16 protein-coding genes are annotated in these 17,683 nt (G+C 52.3%); 5 read left to right on the forward strand and 11 right to left on the reverse strand.

Annotated elements, in window-relative coordinates; genetic code table 11:
- Positions 1–89: 89 nt before the first annotated feature.
- Positions 90–620, reverse strand: coding sequence for a disulfide bond formation protein DsbB (gene dsbB / locus SK36_RS08735; RefSeq protein ID WP_045443875.1), 531 nt, complete (start codon positions 618–620; stop codon positions 90–92).
- Between the two features lie 141 nt (positions 621–761).
- A complete protein-coding gene (gene nhaB, locus SK36_RS08740) occupies positions 762–2,306 on the reverse strand; it encodes a Na(+)/H(+) antiporter NhaB (RefSeq protein ID WP_048221322.1) in 1,545 nt (514 codons plus the stop codon).
- Between the two features lie 237 nt (positions 2,307–2,543).
- Between nhaB and fadR the strand changes: the two genes are divergently transcribed.
- On the forward strand, positions 2,544–3,263 hold the full coding sequence (fadR, locus tag SK36_RS08745; protein ID WP_048221323.1) for a fatty acid metabolism transcriptional regulator FadR: 720 nt from the start codon (positions 2,544–2,546) through the stop codon (positions 3,261–3,263).
- A 40-nt stretch (positions 3,264–3,303) separates the two neighbouring features.
- Here fadR and SK36_RS08750 read toward each other — a convergent pair whose 3' ends face one another.
- Positions 3,304–4,836, reverse strand: coding sequence for a SpoVR family protein (locus SK36_RS08750; protein WP_045443867.1), 1,533 nt, complete (start codon positions 4,834–4,836; stop codon positions 3,304–3,306).
- 322 nt (positions 4,837–5,158) lie between these two features.
- Here SK36_RS08750 and SK36_RS08755 point away from each other — a divergent pair, with 322 nt between their 5' ends.
- Positions 5,159–6,457 (forward strand): D-amino acid dehydrogenase, encoded by a 1,299-nt coding sequence (locus SK36_RS08755; protein WP_045443866.1) that lies wholly within the window; start codon positions 5,159–5,161, stop codon positions 6,455–6,457.
- A gap of 12 nt (positions 6,458–6,469) precedes the next feature.
- The gene (gene dadX / locus SK36_RS08760; protein WP_048221324.1) at positions 6,470–7,540 is read left to right on the forward strand and encodes a catabolic alanine racemase DadX; all 1,071 of its coding nucleotides are present in this window, start codon (positions 6,470–6,472) and stop codon (positions 7,538–7,540) included.
- 62 nt (positions 7,541–7,602) lie between these two features.
- Here dadX and SK36_RS08765 read toward each other — a convergent pair whose 3' ends face one another.
- On the reverse strand, positions 7,603–9,336 hold the full coding sequence (locus tag SK36_RS08765; protein WP_045443861.1) for a potassium/proton antiporter: 1,734 nt from the start codon (positions 9,334–9,336) through the stop codon (positions 7,603–7,605).
- 98 nt (positions 9,337–9,434) lie between these two features.
- Positions 9,435–10,349 carry a muramoyltetrapeptide carboxypeptidase gene (gene ldcA, locus SK36_RS08770; RefSeq protein ID WP_048221325.1) on the reverse strand — a complete coding sequence of 305 codons (915 nt, stop codon included), beginning with the start codon at positions 10,347–10,349 and terminating at the stop codon, positions 9,435–9,437.
- A 98-nt stretch (positions 10,350–10,447) separates the two neighbouring features.
- Between ldcA and emtA the strand changes: the two genes are divergently transcribed.
- The gene (gene emtA, locus SK36_RS08775; RefSeq protein WP_048221326.1) at positions 10,448–11,059 is read left to right on the forward strand and encodes a membrane-bound lytic murein transglycosylase EmtA; all 612 of its coding nucleotides are present in this window, start codon (positions 10,448–10,450) and stop codon (positions 11,057–11,059) included.
- An 11-nt stretch (positions 11,060–11,070) separates the two neighbouring features.
- Here the strand turns inward: emtA and ycgR are convergent, their stop codons facing one another.
- Positions 11,071–11,805, reverse strand: coding sequence for a flagellar brake protein YcgR (gene ycgR, locus SK36_RS08780; RefSeq protein WP_048221327.1), 735 nt, complete (start codon positions 11,803–11,805; stop codon positions 11,071–11,073).
- A gap of 188 nt (positions 11,806–11,993) precedes the next feature.
- Between ycgR and SK36_RS08785 the strand changes: the two genes are divergently transcribed.
- Positions 11,994–12,248, forward strand: a complete 255-nt coding sequence (locus tag SK36_RS08785) for a GlsB/YeaQ/YmgE family stress response membrane protein (RefSeq protein WP_045449665.1) — start codon at positions 11,994–11,996, stop codon at positions 12,246–12,248.
- Positions 12,249–12,289: 41 nt separating this feature from the next.
- Here SK36_RS08785 and SK36_RS08790 read toward each other — a convergent pair whose 3' ends face one another.
- The 5 genes from SK36_RS08790 to SK36_RS08810 are packed head-to-tail and all read right to left on the reverse strand — an operon-like array spanning position 12,290 to position 17,677.
- Positions 12,290–14,260, reverse strand: a complete 1,971-nt coding sequence (locus SK36_RS08790; protein ID WP_048221328.1) for a TonB-dependent receptor plug domain-containing protein — start codon at positions 14,258–14,260, stop codon at positions 12,290–12,292.
- 23 nt (positions 14,261–14,283) lie between these two features.
- Positions 14,284–15,141, reverse strand: a complete 858-nt coding sequence (gene modD, locus SK36_RS08795) for a ModD protein (RefSeq protein ID WP_048221329.1) — start codon at positions 15,139–15,141, stop codon at positions 14,284–14,286.
- The gene (locus SK36_RS08800) at positions 15,138–15,950 is read right to left on the reverse strand and encodes a class I SAM-dependent methyltransferase (protein WP_048221330.1); all 813 of its coding nucleotides are present in this window, start codon (positions 15,948–15,950) and stop codon (positions 15,138–15,140) included. The genes modD and SK36_RS08800 overlap by 4 nt, the downstream gene beginning before the upstream one ends.
- A gap of 9 nt (positions 15,951–15,959) precedes the next feature.
- Positions 15,960–16,721: an ABC transporter ATP-binding protein gene (locus SK36_RS08805; RefSeq protein ID WP_048221331.1), complete on the reverse strand. Its 762-nt coding sequence runs from the start codon at positions 16,719–16,721 to the stop codon at positions 15,960–15,962.
- On the reverse strand, positions 16,718–17,677 hold the full coding sequence (locus SK36_RS08810; RefSeq protein WP_417642548.1) for a FecCD family ABC transporter permease: 960 nt from the start codon (positions 17,675–17,677) through the stop codon (positions 16,718–16,720). Before SK36_RS08810 ends, SK36_RS08805 begins: the two co-directional genes overlap by 4 nt.
- Positions 17,678–17,683 lie beyond the last annotated feature (6 nt).

Genomic DNA, 17,683 nt, shown 5'->3' on the forward strand with positions numbered 1-17,683 from the left:
CATTTATAAGATGTATTTAATATACATCTTATAAATGCTACCAGGCAACGACATTATGGTAAAAAAAACGCTCCCGGAGGAGCGTTCTGTTAGCGGCCGAAGAGGTCGCGTTTTTTCGGTTTAAACGGCTGAGCAATCAACACCAGCACGGCGACAATGAGATAAGCAGCAAAAATCCCCAATAGCCACTGCGGCATTTCCAGGGTTAAAAAGGACCATTGACGTTCAGCACAATCACCGGATGCGAGGAATACCTGCGGCAGCCATTTATCCAGTGGTAACCAGCTCGGGAAACGCGCGGCAAAATCACAGGTCATAAAGGGTGACGGGTGAAGCTGAATCATCGTATGTTCATACGCCAACTGCAGGCCGCGCCATGCACTGTAAATCCAGATAATGATTGCTACGTAGCGCAGCGGTGTTTTCGGCGCGATTGCCCCCACCACTCCAGCACCCATCACGCCGAATAATGCACTACGTTCATAAATACACAACACGCAAGGTTTAAGCAGCATAACGTGCTGGAACCACAGCGCGACCAGTTCCAGAGCCAAAGCGGTGAGCGCCAACAATAACCATGCCCCACGACCACGGGAACACTGGTTTAAAAATCGCAACATAATAATTTCCCTGCAACATGCGTAGAGACCGCAGTTTAAACCAATTCAATTTAAGCGCCACTAGCGGCAATTGAAATATTGTGTAATTGGATAATTATCATGCAAAAAGTCAAACCGGGCAGTGATTTGCCCGGTGAATTGCTATGAAAGTGTGGCTAACCAGCCTGTTTGTGTCATCCACTCGGTCACCGGGACGAGCGTAAACTCCACGCAGAGAAGCCCAACCAGTGTCAGAACGAGCGTATAAGGCAGAGCCATCCACACCATGCGGCCATAGGAAAGTCGAATCAACGGTGCCAGTGCGGAGGTCAGCAGGAACAGAAAAGCCGCCTGACCATTAGGCGTGGCGACGGAAGGCAGGTTGGTGCCGGTATTGATCGCTACGGCTAACAGCTCAAACTGATTAAGGCTGATTGTTCCGTGTTCCATCGCCGCTTTCGCTTCGTTGATATAAATTGTCCCAACAAAAACGTTATCGGAGATAGAAGAGAGCAGGCCGTTGAAGAGATAGAACAGGGTGAGCTGTGCGTGCTCTGATGACTGTAAAACAAACTGAATAATCGGCGCGAAGAGTTGCTGATCGATAATCACGGCAACAATAGAGAAAAATACGGTGAGCAGTGCGGTGAACGGCAGCGATTCGGTGAATGCTTTCCCAATGGCATGCTCGTCGGTTACACCGGTTAAAGAGGTTGCCAGGATGATAACAGACAGACCAATCAACCCGACTTCTGCCAGATGCAGAGCCAGGGCGACCACCAGCCAGACGCCGATAATCGCCTGAATGATCAGTTTAATTTTATCCTGGCGGGTGCGCTGCAGGCGGCTTTGATCGTCAAACTGCTGCAGGACTTCACGTACCGTCTCTGGCAGCGTTTCACCGTAACCGAACCAGCGTAATTTCTCGACCAGTACGCAGGTTAACAGTCCACAAATCAATACCGGAACGGTTACTGGCGACATGCGCAGGAAGAAGTCACCGAAATGCCAGCCCGCTGCTTTAGCGATAATCAGGTTTTGCGGTTCTCCCACCATGGTCATCACGCCACCCAGCGCTGTACCGACCCCCGCGTGCATCATCAGGCTGCGCAGAAAACCGCGGAACTGCTCAAGCACGGCTTTATTATGCTGATCGATATGGCTGTCATCGAGCATATTATTATCTTCACCACGGGAAGAGGCGATGCGATGGTAGATGCCATAAAAACCTACCGCCACGCTTATCACCACTGCAACCACAGTCAATGCATCAAGGAACGCGGAAAGGAAGGCTGCGGCAACACAAAAAGCCAGCGACAGCATCATTTTGGAACGGATGCTGAGCAGCAGTCGGGTAAAAATAAACAGCAGCAACTGCTTCATAAAGTAGATGCCTGCCACCATAAACATCAGCAGCAATAACACTTCCAGATTGGCGGCAACCTCTTCGCGAACATGTGCGGCGCTGGTCATGCCGATGATCACGGCTTCAATGGCCAACAGCCCACCCGGTAGCAGCGGATAGCATTTTAGCGCCATTGCCAGCGTAAAAATGAATTCGGCAACCAGTAACCAGCCAGCGATAAACGGGTTGATGAAAAATATGATCGGATTAATGATTAAGAAGACAAGTAATGCGAGTTTGTACCAGTCTGGCGACTGGCCCAAAAAGTTGCGCCACAACGCGCGACTCCAGGAGAGCTCCATGGCAGTTTCCCTTACCTATAAAAATGAAATCATGTTTTTATGTTTGACCGCAAAGCTTAGCGGGACGAAGGATTGCAGGCAAGCTCTTCACGTGACGCCTCGCGGCAGATGTACTTCAGCGTTATCCGGAAAATGAAGCCTTGATCCACTTTTTCTTCATGGTGTCAGCTATCAGCTATGTAACCCGTCTGGTATGATAACTGTAACTATGTTTTGCTGTGTAATGGAATTATTACTATGGTCATTAAGGCGCAAAGCCCGGCGGGGTTCGCGGAAGAGTACATCATTGAAAGTATCTGGAATAACCGCTTCCCCCCTGGCTCTATTTTGCCCGCAGAACGTGAACTCTCTGAACTCATCGGAGTCACACGAACCACGTTGCGTGAAGTATTGCAACGCCTGGCGCGGGACGGCTGGTTGACCATTCAACACGGTAAACCGACAAAAGTGAATAATTTCTGGGAAACGTCCGGGCTGAACATCCTGGAAACGCTGGCGCGCCTCGATCATGAGAGTGTCCCGCAGTTGATTGATAATTTGCTGTCGGTGCGAACCAATATCTCGACGATCTTTATTCGTACTGCGTTCCGCCAGCATCCGGACAAAGCGCAGGACGTTCTGGCGACGGCGAATCAGGTTGCCGATCATGCTGACGCATTCGCCGATCTGGACTACAACATTTTCCGCGGCCTGGCATTTGCGTCCGGTAACCCGATTTATGGTCTGATCCTAAACGGAATGAAAGGGCTGTATACGCGTATTGGCCGGCATTACTTTGCCAACCCGGAAGCCCGTGGTCTGGCGCTGAATTTCTACCGTAAACTGTCAGAGCTGTGTGAGCAGGGTTCTCATGACCAGGTATATGAAACGGTGCGCCGCTATGGTCACGATAGTGGTGAAATTTGGCATCGTATGCAGAAGAATCTGCCGGGTGATTTAGCTATTCAGGGCCGCTAATCGCTAAATGCCGGATGACAGCGTCATCCGGCATTAGATTTTACAGACCGTTCATTCTTGGCGGGCAACGCTCCAGTAGTTCAACGCTCCCATCCTCATTCTGTTGTTCCAGCGTCACATCAAATCCCCACAGACGATGTACATGTTTCAGCACCTCTTTACGTCCTTTATCCAACGGCGCGCGGTTATGCGGGATATAGCGTAAGGTGAGGGAACGATCGCCGCGCAGATCAACATTCCAGATTTGAATATTTGGCTCCAGGTTGCTCAGGTTATATTGCGACGACAATCTGTTGCGGATTTCACGATAACCCTCTTCGTTGTGAATTGCTGAAATCTCCAGATAGTTATGCCTGTCATCATCCAGCACGGTGAACAGACGGAAATCACGCATCACTTTCGGTGACAGGAACTGACTGATAAAGCTCTCGTCTTTAAAATCGCGCATCGCGAAATGCAGAGTTTCCAGCCAGTCGGAACCGGCAATATCCGGGAACCAGTATTTATCCTCCTCGGTAGGCGACTGACATATACGCTTGATATCCTGGAACATCGCAAAACCGAGGGCATAGGGGTTGATTCCGCTATACCATGGGCTGTTGTACGGTGGCTGGAATACCACATTGGTATGGCTGTGAAGAAACTCCAGCATAAACCGCTCGGTGACTTTACCTTCATCATAAAGGTGGTTAAGGATGGTGTAATGCCAGAATGTCGCCCAGCCTTCGTTCATCACTTGGGTCTGTTTCTGCGGATAAAAATACTGACTCACCTTACGCACGATGCGCAGGACTTCTCGCTGCCAGGACTCCAGCAGCGGGGCGTTTTTCTCCATGAAGTACAGCAGGTTCTCCTGTGGCTCAGAGGGATAACGCCGCGCTTCAAACACGGTTTTCTCTTCCTCTTTTTTCGGCAAGGTACGCCACAGCATATTCACCTGACTTTGCAGATATTCTTCACGGCTTTTTTGCCGGGCTTTCTCTTCCTGTAATGAAATTTTTTGTGGGCGTTTATAGCGATCAACGCCGTAATTCATCAGCGCGTGACAGGAGTCGAGCAGTTTTTCAACTTCATCAACCCCGTAGCGCTCTTCGCACTGGGTAATGTAGTTCCGCGCGAAAATCAGATAATCGACAATCGAGCTGGCGTCGGTCCAGCTGCGGAAAAGGTAATTATTTTTGAAAAAGGAGTTGTGCCCGTAGCAGGCATGCGCCATCACCAGCGCCTGCATGGTAATGGTGTTCTCCTCCATCAAATAAGCGATACATGGGTTAGAGTTAATGACAATCTCATAGGCCAGTCCTTGCTGCCCATGCTTATACAAACGTTCGGTTTCAATAAACTTTTTACCAAACGACCAGTGAGGATAGTTGATCGGCATCCCGACGCTGGAGTAGGCGTCCATCATCTGCTCGGAGGTGATCACCTCGATTTGGTGCGGGTAGGTATCCAGCTTATAGAGTTTCGCCACGCGGTCTATTTCCGCCAGATAGACATCCAGCAGATCAAACGTCCAGTCGGGTCCATCGCTCAACCGCGTGGTGTCCTTGTTCATGGAATCAATCGTAGCCATTCGCGCACCCTCATTGTTGGCGGCACTCTCTGTCTGGAGTACCTCATTTCAAGCATAGAACACGGTGTTAAAAAGCGTGCTCAAGCAGAAAATTTTTCTTTGCGATATCTCATCAGCGTGGAGTCGAAAAACGCAATAATCACAAAATTTTATGCTGGATAAAAATAACGCGTAGCAGGAGATCCCAAACCAGAGAGTTCCCTGCAATCACCGCTATGTGTGAGATAGGTCACCATAAAAAAGCCATATGTTGAATAATATTTTCAACTGAGTTATCAAGATGTAATTAGAAGATTGTTCTTTTACTGTTAACGGAGTGGCTATGCGAGTTGTCATACTGGGAAGTGGTGTCGTTGGCGTGACCAGCGCCTGGTATTTAAGTCAGGCTGGACACGATGTCACCGTCATTGATCGTGAGCCCGGCCCGGCACTGGAAACCAGCGCGGCGAATGCGGGGCAAATCTCTCCAGGTTATGCCGCACCCTGGGCGGCGCCGGGTGTACCGCTAAAAGCAATTAAGTGGATGTTTCAGCGCCATGCTCCGTTAGCCGTTCGCCTTGACGGTACGCAGTTCCAGCTGAAATGGATGTGGCAAATGCTGCGTAACTGTGACACCAGCCATTACATGGAAAACAAGGGTCGTATGGTACGCCTCGCGGAGTACAGCCGCGATTGCCTGAAGGCACTGCGCGCGACGACGGGCATTGAGTATGAAGGTCGTCAGGGTGGGACGTTACAACTCTTCCGCACCGCGCAACAGTATGAGAACGCCACGCGTGACATCGCAGTCCTGGAAGATGCTGGAGTACCTTATCAGTTGCTGGAAGCTAACCGCCTGGCGGAAGTCGAACCGGCGCTGGCTGAAGTCGCGCATAAGCTGACCGGCGGATTGCGCTTACCTAATGACGAAACCGGAGACTGCCAGTTGTTTACCCAGCGGCTGGCGCAAATGGCGGAGCTGGCGGGCGTTAAGTTTCGCTACAACACGCCGGTTGATAAGCTGCTGAGCGAAGGCGAGCAGATATACGGCGTGCAGTGCGGAGATGAAATCATCAAAGCCGATGCCTATGTGATGGCGTTTGGCTCTTACTCCACGGCAATGCTGAAAGGGATTGTTGATATCCCTGTGTATCCGCTTAAGGGCTATTCGTTGACTATCCCAATTGCCGAGGAAAATGGTGCACCGGTTTCCACTATTCTTGATGAAACCTACAAAATCGCCATTACCCGTTTTGATAACCGTATTCGCGTTGGCGGTATGGCAGAGATTGTGGGCTTCAATACGGAGTTATTACAGCCGCGTCGTGAAACGCTGGAGATGGTGGTGCGCGATCTCTTCCCGCGCGGTGGTCATGTGGAACAGGCGACCTTCTGGACCGGACTGCGCCCGATGACGCCGGACGGTACGCCAGTCGTGGGGCGTACCCGCTTTAAGAATCTGTTGCTCAATACCGGTCACGGCACACTGGGGTGGACAATGGCCTGTGGCTCAGGCCAGCTCCTGAGCGATATTCTGTCCGGGCGCACTCCCGCGATACCGTACGACGACCTGAGCGTGGCACGTTACAGCCCTGGATTTACTCCGTCACGTCCTCGGCATTTACACGGCGCACATAACTGATAAGGACGCGAGATGACCCGCCCGATACTGGCCAGCATTGACCTGCAGGCGTTGAAACAAAATCTGGCAATTGCGCGCCAGGCTGCGCCGGACGCCCGCGTCTGGTCAGTGGTAAAAGCTAATGCGTACGGACACGGCATAGAACGTGTCTGGAATGCGCTGGGAACGACCGACGGTTTCGCCATGCTCAATCTTGAAGAGGCGATAACCTTGCGCGAGCGTGGATGGAAAGGCCCGATCCTCATGCTGGAGGGCTTTTTCCATGCTGAAGACCTGACGGTGTATGACACGTATCGTCTGACCACCTGTGTACACAGTAACTGGCAACTTAAGGCGTTGCAGAATGCCCGCCTTAACGCGCCGCTGGATGTTTATCTGAAGGTTAACAGTGGCATGAACCGACTGGGTTTTTTACCGGAACGGATATCGACCGTCTGGCAACAGCTGCGGGCGATGCCTAACGTCGGTCAAATGACGCTGATGTCACATTTTGCGGATGCTGAACACCCGGATGGCATTCAGGAGGCGATGACGCGGATCGGGCTGGCGACGGAAGGACTGGAGTGCAAACGTTCGCTGTCTAACTCGGCAGCGACGCTGTGGCACCCGGAAGCGCATTTTGACTGGGTTCGTCCTGGTATTATTTTGTACGGCGCATCTCCATCCGGGCAATGGCGTGATATTGCCAACACAGGTCTTAAACCCGTCATGACGTTGAGCAGCGAAATCATTGGTGTGCAGACGCTGAAAGCGGGGGACCGGGTCGGTTACGGCGGGCGTTACACTGCCAGCGGTGAGCAGCGAATAGGAATTGTGGCTACCGGCTACGCCGACGGTTATCCGCGTCATGCAGCAAGCGGTACGCCAGTGCTGGTGGACGGTGTGCGAACCAGTACGGTAGGAACGGTATCCATGGATATGCTGGCCGTTGATCTGACACCGTGTCCACAAGCAGGAATAGGTACGCCTGTAGAGCTGTGGGGGAAAGAGATCAAAATCGATGATGTGGCAGCAGCGGCAGGTACGGTGGGCTATGAGTTAATGTGTTCGCTGGCGCTGCGTGTGCCTGTTGTGACGGTGTAACTTTACACATGGCCGGATGGCACTTATGCTAATCCGGCCCACGAAAGTTACGGTCAGTTCAGTTATTCACTCTCTTCTTCGGCCACCCTCACACCGACCTTCAATACCGCATTATCCTCTTTTTCAGCAACGGTCCAGATCATGCCGGCAAACTCCACCTGGTCGCCCACAACCGGTGCTGCACCTAACAGTTGCTGGACAATTTCACCCAACGTTTGTTGTTTTTCGCGGTACTCGGTGCCATCTTCCAGCCCATAAATCAGCGCGACGTCAGCATATTTGGCACTGGCTTCGAGAATAAAATCACCAAAAAACCGTTGGTCTAATGCCACCGGAGGTGACTGGCTGAACAGCTTCCCTAATGCCGGGAGGTCGCGTTCGCGGCCAATCACGCACAAAACATCGCCCTCACGCAGACGGGTACTGCCTGACGGGTGAAACAGCACGTTGTCGCGAAACAGTGCCGCAATTCGTGTTTCCTCTGGCATATGCAGGTCACGCAATGCTGCACCAACGCACCATTTGTCTGCGCTAAGCTGATAAACGAACTGTTCCCAGGGGTTATCAGGATGAATATCCAGGCCAATACGGGATACCGGCCAGCCGACCGGGGGGACCACCACTTTGGCTTTTTTCGCGGCCCAGGAAAGTGACGTGCCCTGAAACAGTAGCGAGATCAACACCACGAAGAACGCGACGTTAAAGAACAGCCGCGCATTTTCCAGCCCGGCCATCATGGGGAATACGGCCAGAATAATCGGTACCGCGCCGCGTAAGCCAACCCAACTGATAAAAATTCTCTCGCGCAGATTGAAGCCCCGAAACGGCAACAGCCCGGCGAACACTGACAACGGGCGGGCAAAGAAAATCATCCAGGCAGATAAAATCAGCGCCGGCACTGCAATTGGCAGCAGGTCGGACGGCGTAACCAGCAGTCCCAACACCAGAAACATCGCGATTTGCGCCAGCCAGGCCAGGCCGTCAAAGTTTTGCAGAATACCAAACCGGTTGCGAATAGGGCGATTGCCAAGCAAAAATCCGCACAGATAGACCGCCAGAATTCCACTTCCTTCGAGTGCGGTAGTGACGGCAAAAACGAGGATCCCACCGCTCAACGCCAGCAGCGGATAGAGTCCGGCAGGCAGCGAAATTCGGTTAATCATTTGCAACAGCAGATAACCACCGCCGAGACCGAGTGCGATACCCAGACCAAATTGCTGGATAATATGCACCGCGAACATCCAGCTTAAGCCGGTCTCATGGTTTTGGATCATTTCGATAAGTGTGATGGTCAGAAATACCGCCATCGGATCGTTGCTACCTGATTCTATTTCCAGCGTGGAACCGACACGTTCGTTAAGTCCCTTACCACCGAGCAGAGAGAAGACTGCCGCGGCATCAGTTGACCCGACAATCGCACCAATCAACAGCCCTTCGATAAGATCCAAATGAAACAGCCATGCGGCCATCATGCCGGTTAACCCTGAGGTAACCAACACCCCGATGGTTGCCAGCGATAACGCCGGACCTAGCGCAACGCGAAAGGAGCTGGCCTGGGTTCGCATCCCGCCATCGAGCAGGATTATCGCCAGCGCCAGGTTACTCACCATGTAAGCGAAAGGGTAGTTATCGAAAGGAATACCGCCAATACCGTCCACGCCCGCCAACATACCGATAGCGAGAAATATCACCAGAATAGGGATACCAAGGCGTGATGAGAATGAACTGAGTAAAATACTACAAGTGACGAGGACGGAACCTAAAATAAAAAGGCTGATAATTGCTGCGGCATCCAACGTTCGTTTACTCCTGAATTACGCTGTTTCGTATTAATAACACCCTAACATAATAACGACAGAAACAGCGTTTTACTTAGCCCTGGATGAAGCTTTTTTTACGATTTAAGCACCGGATGTCCGGTCAGTGTGAGCTGACTGCCGTTTTTATCATTTTTCAGCACTGCATTAGCGCCCAGCGGTAGCGTGACGGTACGTTGCTCATGGCCAAAATCGAGGCCGCTAATCAATGGCACAGACAGTCTGGAACGTAGAAACGTACAGGCTGCATCCAGATCGTAACCGGCGTCGTAATCATTCGGCGTACTGCCGCTAAAACTGCCCAGAATGATGGCGTTCTGGCGAGCTAAAATACCCGCGTTATACAACTGCAGGAGCATACGTTCTACGCGGAATGGGTGCTCGTTAATGTCTTCCAGCACCAAAATACCGTTATCGATAGCTGGCATCCACGGCGTACCTATCAGCGACATGAGCATCGCCAGATTTCCCCCCCACAACGTTCCTTCAGTCGCGCATTCAGGGCCATTACCCTGCCAGTCGACTGTAAATTGCGCATTGCGCAGCGCCAGCCAGAAATGCTGTTCAGTAAACGGATCCATCTCCTCGGCACCGAAGTTTGCTGCCAGCATCGGACCGCTGAAGGTGATGACATTGCCCTGCGCCAGCAGACCACACTGGATTGCCGTAAAGTCGCTGTGCCCGCAGATAAGCAACGGATCGTGTTGCTGTCTGGCGGCCAGCGCCTGCCAGTCAATATCCTCCAGCAAACGACTGGCGCCGTAGCCGCCGCGTACCGGCATCACAATGGTATTGGGCGTTTTCAGGTCAACGAGTGAATTTACATCCGCCAGTCGTTCTGCTTCGGTACCGGCAAAACGCTGGTAGCGACGGGCAATAACTGCAGAGTTTTCGACCTGATGACCTGCTTCAGTAAGACGCTGAAGCCCGCGTAACGCCGCTTGCTGGTTGAGACAGTAGCCCGAAGGGGCAATTAAGTGAAACCGGGACATGGCATTTCCTTGCTACAACTAAAACCAAATGTATATCATGCCGCGTAGGTATGTCGTTGTCACCTCAGCGACAGGTTCCGGCTATAAGGATAGATGACGTGAAATTGAGATGGTTTGCTTTTTTGGTTGTATTACTTGCGGGCTGTAGTTCAAAACAGGATTACAAAAATCCGCCATGGAATGCTGAAGTTCCGGTAAAACGCGCAATGCAATGGATGCCTATTAGTGAAAAAGCCGGCGCGGCCTGGGGGGTTAGCCCACAATTGATTACGGCTATCATCGCGATTGAATCGGGTGGTAACCCAAATGCCGTCAGCAAATCCAATGCAATTGGACTGATGCAATTAAAAGCCTCCACTTCGGGACGGGATGTATATCGTCGCATGGGATGGAGTGGAGAGCCGTCTACCAGTGAGCTGAAAAACCCTGAGCGAAATATCTCTATGGGTGCAGCATACCTGAGTATTCTGGAAAACGGGCCATTGGCTGGGATCGAAGATCCACAGGTAATGCAATATGCCCTGGTGGTGTCATATGCCAACGGTGCCGGCGCGCTTCTGCGGACATTCTCCTCCGACAGGAAAAAGGCTATCAGCAAAATCAACGATCTTAGTGCTGATGAGTTTATCGAACACGTTGCCGATAACCATCCTGCGCCGCAGGCTCCACGCTATATCTGGAAGCTTCAGCAAGCGCTGGATGCCATGTAGTTAGCGCGATGCTATTCGCGCACCTTATTAGATTTTTCCCGGGCTTCGCGCTCAAGTGAAAAAATAATCCGCTGTAATTCCCGCTCCACCGCCGGGCCAACGTTGAGAAAACGGAAGCTCAGGCGGGGAGTGGTGATGGTCTCATTTTTCCCGTCAATAACTTTGCGTTCGCTAATGGAGATGAGCTGGGCGTCAACATGATATACCCCCCATCGTTCCATATTCAGTTCAACTTGCGAGAAGCGCATCCCTTCCGTCAACCCCTCGGGTTTTGCCTCTTCTAACAATGCGCCCATCCCGCCGAGAGACAGATCGAATAAGCGGAAACGCAGAATACTGTTGTCCGGCATTTTTGCCGTGCAGTGATAGGGAGGATGCAGTGGAGCACAGATGCGAAAATACTCCCGACGCTGGATGAACCATAGTGCAGGCGGCAGTGATGAGATAAATGCCGGCAGCCGCTGATACTCGCCTTTTTTGAGCTCTGGCAGGGTGAATTCAACTTTGGCCCCCTGCGTTTCGGCGATTATAGAAATTTGATTCGCGCGTTGTACGGCGTGGTTTTCATATTCCTGACTGCCAAAATCCATGATCAGTTCGTCAGGGTTAACAGCGAGGATCTTGCTGATGAACTGACCTCCTGACCAGGAGATACGCAGTGGAACCTGGTTGATATATAAGTCCCGGAGCACGCCTAACACCGCTAATGGATTTTGCTTCAGGAACTGCTCATTGTAGTTGCTCACACCTAATGACTCCTGGATGCCTGGTTTGTCGTTGGATTATCGGCATCACGTGACGGAACTTAATACAAATGGATGAAATTTTTTATCAAATCCACGGAATTACGTCTGAATGAAAACGCACTGCCTATACTTAACCTAGTGGCGCAGGAATGTCTTGCGCGTGCATTCACTGGAAAGAGGGCCTGAAAATGGGAATTATTGCCTGGATTATTTTTGGTCTGATTGCGGGGGTGATCGCCAAACTGATCATGCCGGGTCGTGATGGTGGTGGGTATATCCTGACCTGTATTCTCGGTATCGTCGGGGCCGTGGTTGGTGGATGGCTGGCAACAATGTTTGGTCTCGGTGGTGATATCAGTGGATTTAACCTCCACAGTTTCCTGGTGGCTGTCGTTGGTGCGATTGTCGTGCTGGGTGTTTTCCGCCTTGTGCGCAGAAATTAATTGAACGGCCCCTCGGGGCCGTTTTTCTGAAACAATAATAGCTAGAATTTATACTCAACGCCTGCCCAGTAATTGCGACCTTCTTCGATAAACCCTTCGCTATACACATATTGCGTATCAAACAGGTTATTGACCGATGCGTTAACGCTAAAACCGTGACCGATGGCGTAGTCGGCACGTAAATGGGTGATGGCAAAACCTGCTGCTTTTTGTGAGCCATCCGTATTACTGTAGCTCGAGGAACGTGCCTCTTCGGACAGCGTGATGCTGAGCGGATCCCAGGGTTTTAGCGTCATCCAGGCTGTGAGCGTTTGCGTAGGCAGGTCGGTAATCTTGCCGATATCACTGCGTTTGGCGTCTGCATGGATGAGTCCATAGCTTAACCCGACGTCCAGCATATCAAAGACGTTACCTTTGACACCCGCATCCAGACCAGTGTAATCCACGCGACCGCTGTTCTGATTCTGGATAGTGTCTGCATCAATATTGTGCGAAAGAATCGCATCGGTAATGCGGTTGTAATACACGCTGACTTCAAATCCCCAGTCCTGTGTGAGCGAACCATTCCAGGTCAGGTCGACGCTGCGGGCACGTTCAGGTTTTAGCTGTGGATTAACAAGTGCCACCTGGTTATAAGCGGGTTTCGACGTGGTGTAACGTTCTTTGAGCGTCGGAAAGCGCGTTCTGTCAGAGTAAGAAAGCGCCAGGGTGTCAGAATTTTCAAAGTGATATTTGGTCATCACCTGCCAGTTAAATGCCGACTGATTGTTGTCATCATAATGGGTGACGCTACCGTTTTTCTCATGCTTCATCCCCTCCAGACTGTCGCGCCAGTCGTAGCTTATACCCGCGACGACATCGACACTGTCCGCTGCTGCCCACTGGTATTCACTGGCGACAGACCAGGTACGGTCTTCGTAACGATCGTAAGCAGCGTTCGGCGCGCCTTTTTCGCGGTGAACATCGTCTTTCCAGTTAACAGCAAAAGAGAGCAGATCGTTTTCACGCATATCGGCGGCGAGCTGCAGGCCAGCCCCGTCGCTATAGTCAGAATAGTGGCTGTAGCTGCCTTTCTTATTTTTTAAATCAGCAACAGAGTTGTACATCATCAGCGTATTTTCAAAGGTGTCGCGATAAAGTCGACTTTTCAGGGTAAAGCGATCGCCCAGATGTGTAGTGCCCTGGTAGTAATAACTCTCTTTATCATATTGTGGCCACTGCCAGTAGCGTGATTTCTGGCTGCTGGTACCGGCGTAGGGAGGGTTATCTTTTTCGCCGTCCTGATTGATGTAGGTGAGGACATATTCATCATTGTCACGCGGGGTGAAACCCAGTTTAACGATCCCGCGTTTATCATCAGCGGATGAGTTAATCATTTTACCATTGCGACCCGCCACCGGGTTATCCGTACCATGCGGCAAGCCGAGAAAATCTTGCTTCAGTTGGCTACCGCTAAGCTGGATATATCCCAAGTCGTTACTGGCACCAAATGAGGCGTGCATATCGTGGGCATTGTCTTTACTGCGACTCCAGCCCTGACGATATCCGATACTGCTCTCAACGGGTTTCGTCGGTTTTTTAGTGGTGATGTTGATAGCGCCACCCATCTGGTTTGGTCCCTGAAGCAAGGATGAGTAACCTTTAGAGACTTCAACCGTGGCGATATCAGAGGTGAGAAAACGTCCTAAATCCAGGTTGCCATCATAGGGGATATAAACAGGAACACCGTCGAAAAATACCGGCACCTGACGGCTATCAAAGCCGCGTACTTTCACCTGCTGTTCGTTACGGTTGCCTGATTTTTGTAGCACTACACCGGGGATAACACTCAACGCCTGGGCAACGTTTTGCTTGTCCAGATCCTGCATTGTTTCCTGTCCAAGTACCGTCGTGCTGGCCGCAGAGGCTGGACTTGACCAGACAGTCATCGTTTCGCTTTCTGGCCCGGCGTAAGCATTCTGTGCAAAAACAAACGACAGCGCTGTGTAAAGAAAACTCTTGTTGAAATTCATTATTTTTAGTCCATTTATGAATGTTAAATACCGCGAGCTTCCGGACTCAGGGTGACTTTGATATCCGCTGGTGGGGCGTAGTAAGGTGCGGAAGTGATAAAGAGTCTGATGCCGCAATCGAGGTAACTCGCCAGGGTGGCGAGAGTAATGCCGCCAGTCAGCGCCAGCGTGCAATGGGGGGCCAGAGAAGGGGCTATGCGTGCAATCTCAGCGGCCTGTTCAGGGCTAAACTTGTCGAGCTGCAGAACATCGGGCGCGGCGCGTAGCGCGTCCAGCGCCTCTGTGGGATTGTCCGCTTCGACCACAATCTTTTTTTCCGGCGCATGACGTCGCAACTGTGCGATAGCGTCAGCCCAGTTGTTTTCGTTAGCAAGAAAACGGCGATGATTAGCAAAAAGCAGTACGGATTCGGCACATCCGCCTCGGTGGATAATCCCTCCCGCCGCGAGAATCGCTTGTGTGGCCAGCATTCGGGTGCCAGGAATCGCTTTTCGGGTACAGGCTATCTGGGCGTCAGGGTAGCGGCTACGAACAATGGTCAACATATTGTCGAGATAGTCTGAAACGCCGCAACTCCATTCCAGAACATTTTGTACGGCTTTCCAGCCCTGATGTAGCGCGGCCGCATTCCCGTGTGCGCGAATAACTAACTGACCGGCGGTCGCCCGTTCACCCTCCGCCAGTTGCTCGGTGACGGTCAGTCCCAGTGAATGAAGCATTTGTCTGGCGATGGTAATGCCGCTGACGCACCCGCCCTGGCGATGGCAGAATTCCATAACTCCTGGTTGTGCACCGATACCCAGTGCCCGGGTAGTCAGGTCGCCCCCCTGAATATCTTCCAGTAACAAGGCGTCGGTCTGCGCCTGAGAAAAGTAAATCATCGCAGCGCCTCCGGGGCGACGCTGTCCCACCAGATCAGCGCCCAGTCGCGACTGGCGGGAGCAATGGCGCGGGGATCCTGTTGCTGATACCAGGTATCCAGACGATCAACCTCATCTTCACTGAGATCGCCCATACTCCAGCGCACATTTTCCAGAAAGCGGGACCAGGTGCTGTTGTCCTGCTGACAGTTTGGCCCCCGGATAAAATCAACGTGGGCGTGGATGCCCATCTGGTATAAAACGTTTAACGCGTAGATATAGTTAGGAAGCTCAATCACCTCGCGGCCCAGCGCGCGCTGAATGGTGGGAGAAACAAACGAAGAACTCACGAGATGGGTGGTGTAAACCCGCAGTCGCGCCTGATTGTTCAGTTTTGTCATCGCCTGGTGCATATCGGCGACCAGCGTGGAGCGGGACGCTACGGCGATATCGCATGGGGGCAAATCGTCCCAGTGTTCCTCCCAGGAACGTTGCACCCAGTGGACATGGCTGCCTCCCATCTGCCCGGCGCGACGGGCGGCCACGCTCAGCATTCCCTGGCTATAATCCACGCCGTATATTGTCGGGATCTTTTTTGCCAATGCCAGTGAGACCGTACCAGGACCGCAGCCCATATCGAACAGTGATTCAACACCTTCAAGATTAATTTTTCCCAGCAGCTGTTGCAGATAGCTGTCGGTTAATGAGGCGCAATTCTCTGCCATTTTTTCCGCACGTTTATCCCAGTGCTCCGGCTTTTTCTCGGTTCGGTTCGCCAGAAGTAACTGTTTACGGTAAAGGTCAGCAAAATCAATGTCGTCAATGAGCATCGTGATTCCTTATTGTTGGGTGCCAAAGAGGTGGTGGTGGATTTGAGAAGGGGCGACGCGGTACAGCGTTGCCAGCCGATCTGTGGCGAGTTGTTGTTCGGGAAGACCTTGCGATACCAGCCCGTCTGGTTCGATGCGCACTACGCTGTCGGCTATTGCTCGCGCATGCAATGGGTGGTGAGTGGACATCAACAGGGCCATTCCGCTCTTCTTCAGTGTAACCAGCGTGTCGAGCAGGCGGATCTGATGACCAAAATCGAGGCTGGAGGCCGGTTCATCCAGCAACAGTAAACGTGGGTGCTGCGCCAGCGCGCGGGCAATCAGCACTAACTGGCGTTCACCGCCACTCAGCGTGTTCCAGCGTCTGTCTGACAGATGGGGGATCCCCAGCAGCTCCAGTTGCTGGTATGCAATTTCTCGCTCTTTTACGCCAGGGACTGCAAAGGCGGCCATCTGCGGGGTCAGTCCCATCATCACCATATCCAGAACGGTGAAGGCAAAAGCGCCGTCGTGGGCTTGCGGGACCCAGGCGATGGCACCCGCGCGCTCACGTTCGCTGAGAAGATTCACCGCTACGCCATCCAGTAAAATATCGCCGTGGAGTGGCCGGATAACGCCAAGGAGCGTGCGCATCAGCGTGGTTTTTCCGCTACCGTTTGCGCCAAGCAGACAGCAAATTGCCCCCTCGCAGACGTTGAACGAGACATTGCGTAACACCGGGTGTTGGGCAGAATATCCCAGCGAAGCGTTGCACACGGTTAGCAGCGTCATGGGCGACCACCCCGCAGGAGCAGTAACAAAAAGAAGGGGGCACCAATAAAGGCCGTCAGGATCCCGAGAGGGATTTCCGTGCTGCTAAGCGTGCGCGCGAGGGTGTCGGTCAACAGCAGTAAAATGGCACCAATTCCCATTGAAACAGGCAGTAACTGCTGGTGATTGTTACCGGTGAGGAGTCTGCCAATATGCGGCACAACCAGCCCAATCCAGCCGATAATGCCCGCAATGGCAACGGTACTGGCGGTAATGAGCGTGGCGCAGACGATCAACCCCAGCCGCAGCCGAGAAACGTTAATTCCCAGTGAGCGTGCTTCATCATCCGAGAGCGTAAGCAGGTTCATGCGCCATCGCAGCAGCAAAAGCGGAATCGAACCTGCCACGATCAGCGGCGCTGAAAACCAAAGGTCATGTAGCGTAATGGTGGATAAACCGCCGAGTAGCCAGAAGGTAATCGAAGGGAGCTGGGTATATGGGTCAGCCAGCGTCTTGATAAGCGAAATTCCCGCGCCACATACTGTTCCCAGCGCAATCCCAACCAGTACCAGCGTTAATACCGGATCGTGGCGGGAAACACGGCGGGTAATGAGCCAGACGCCCGCGACTACCAGCAAACCTCCGACGAATGCGTAAAGCTGAATAAACAATATCGGCAAACCCAGCAGGATGGCCGAGCAGGCACCTAAACCGGCACCAGCCGCGACGCCAAGAATATCCGGTGAGACCAGCGGATTACGGAACATTCCCTGATAGGTTGTGCCTGCTCCGGCCAGTGCCGCCCCCAGTAGCAGCGCGGCCACAATACGCGGCAGACGAATTTGCCAGAAGACGATTTTATCCTGCGCCGTCACACCCTCCTGGCTGACAATGAGCGCCATCACATGCTGAATATCCAGCCGATAGGCTCCGGAAAGCACAGCGACAACCACACAAAGCGCAATGGTCACAATCATCAGGAG

It is taken from the genome of Citrobacter sp. MGH106, from assembly GCF_001037495.1.
In the GTDB taxonomy this organism is placed as follows: domain Bacteria; phylum Pseudomonadota; class Gammaproteobacteria; order Enterobacterales; family Enterobacteriaceae; genus Citrobacter; species Citrobacter murliniae.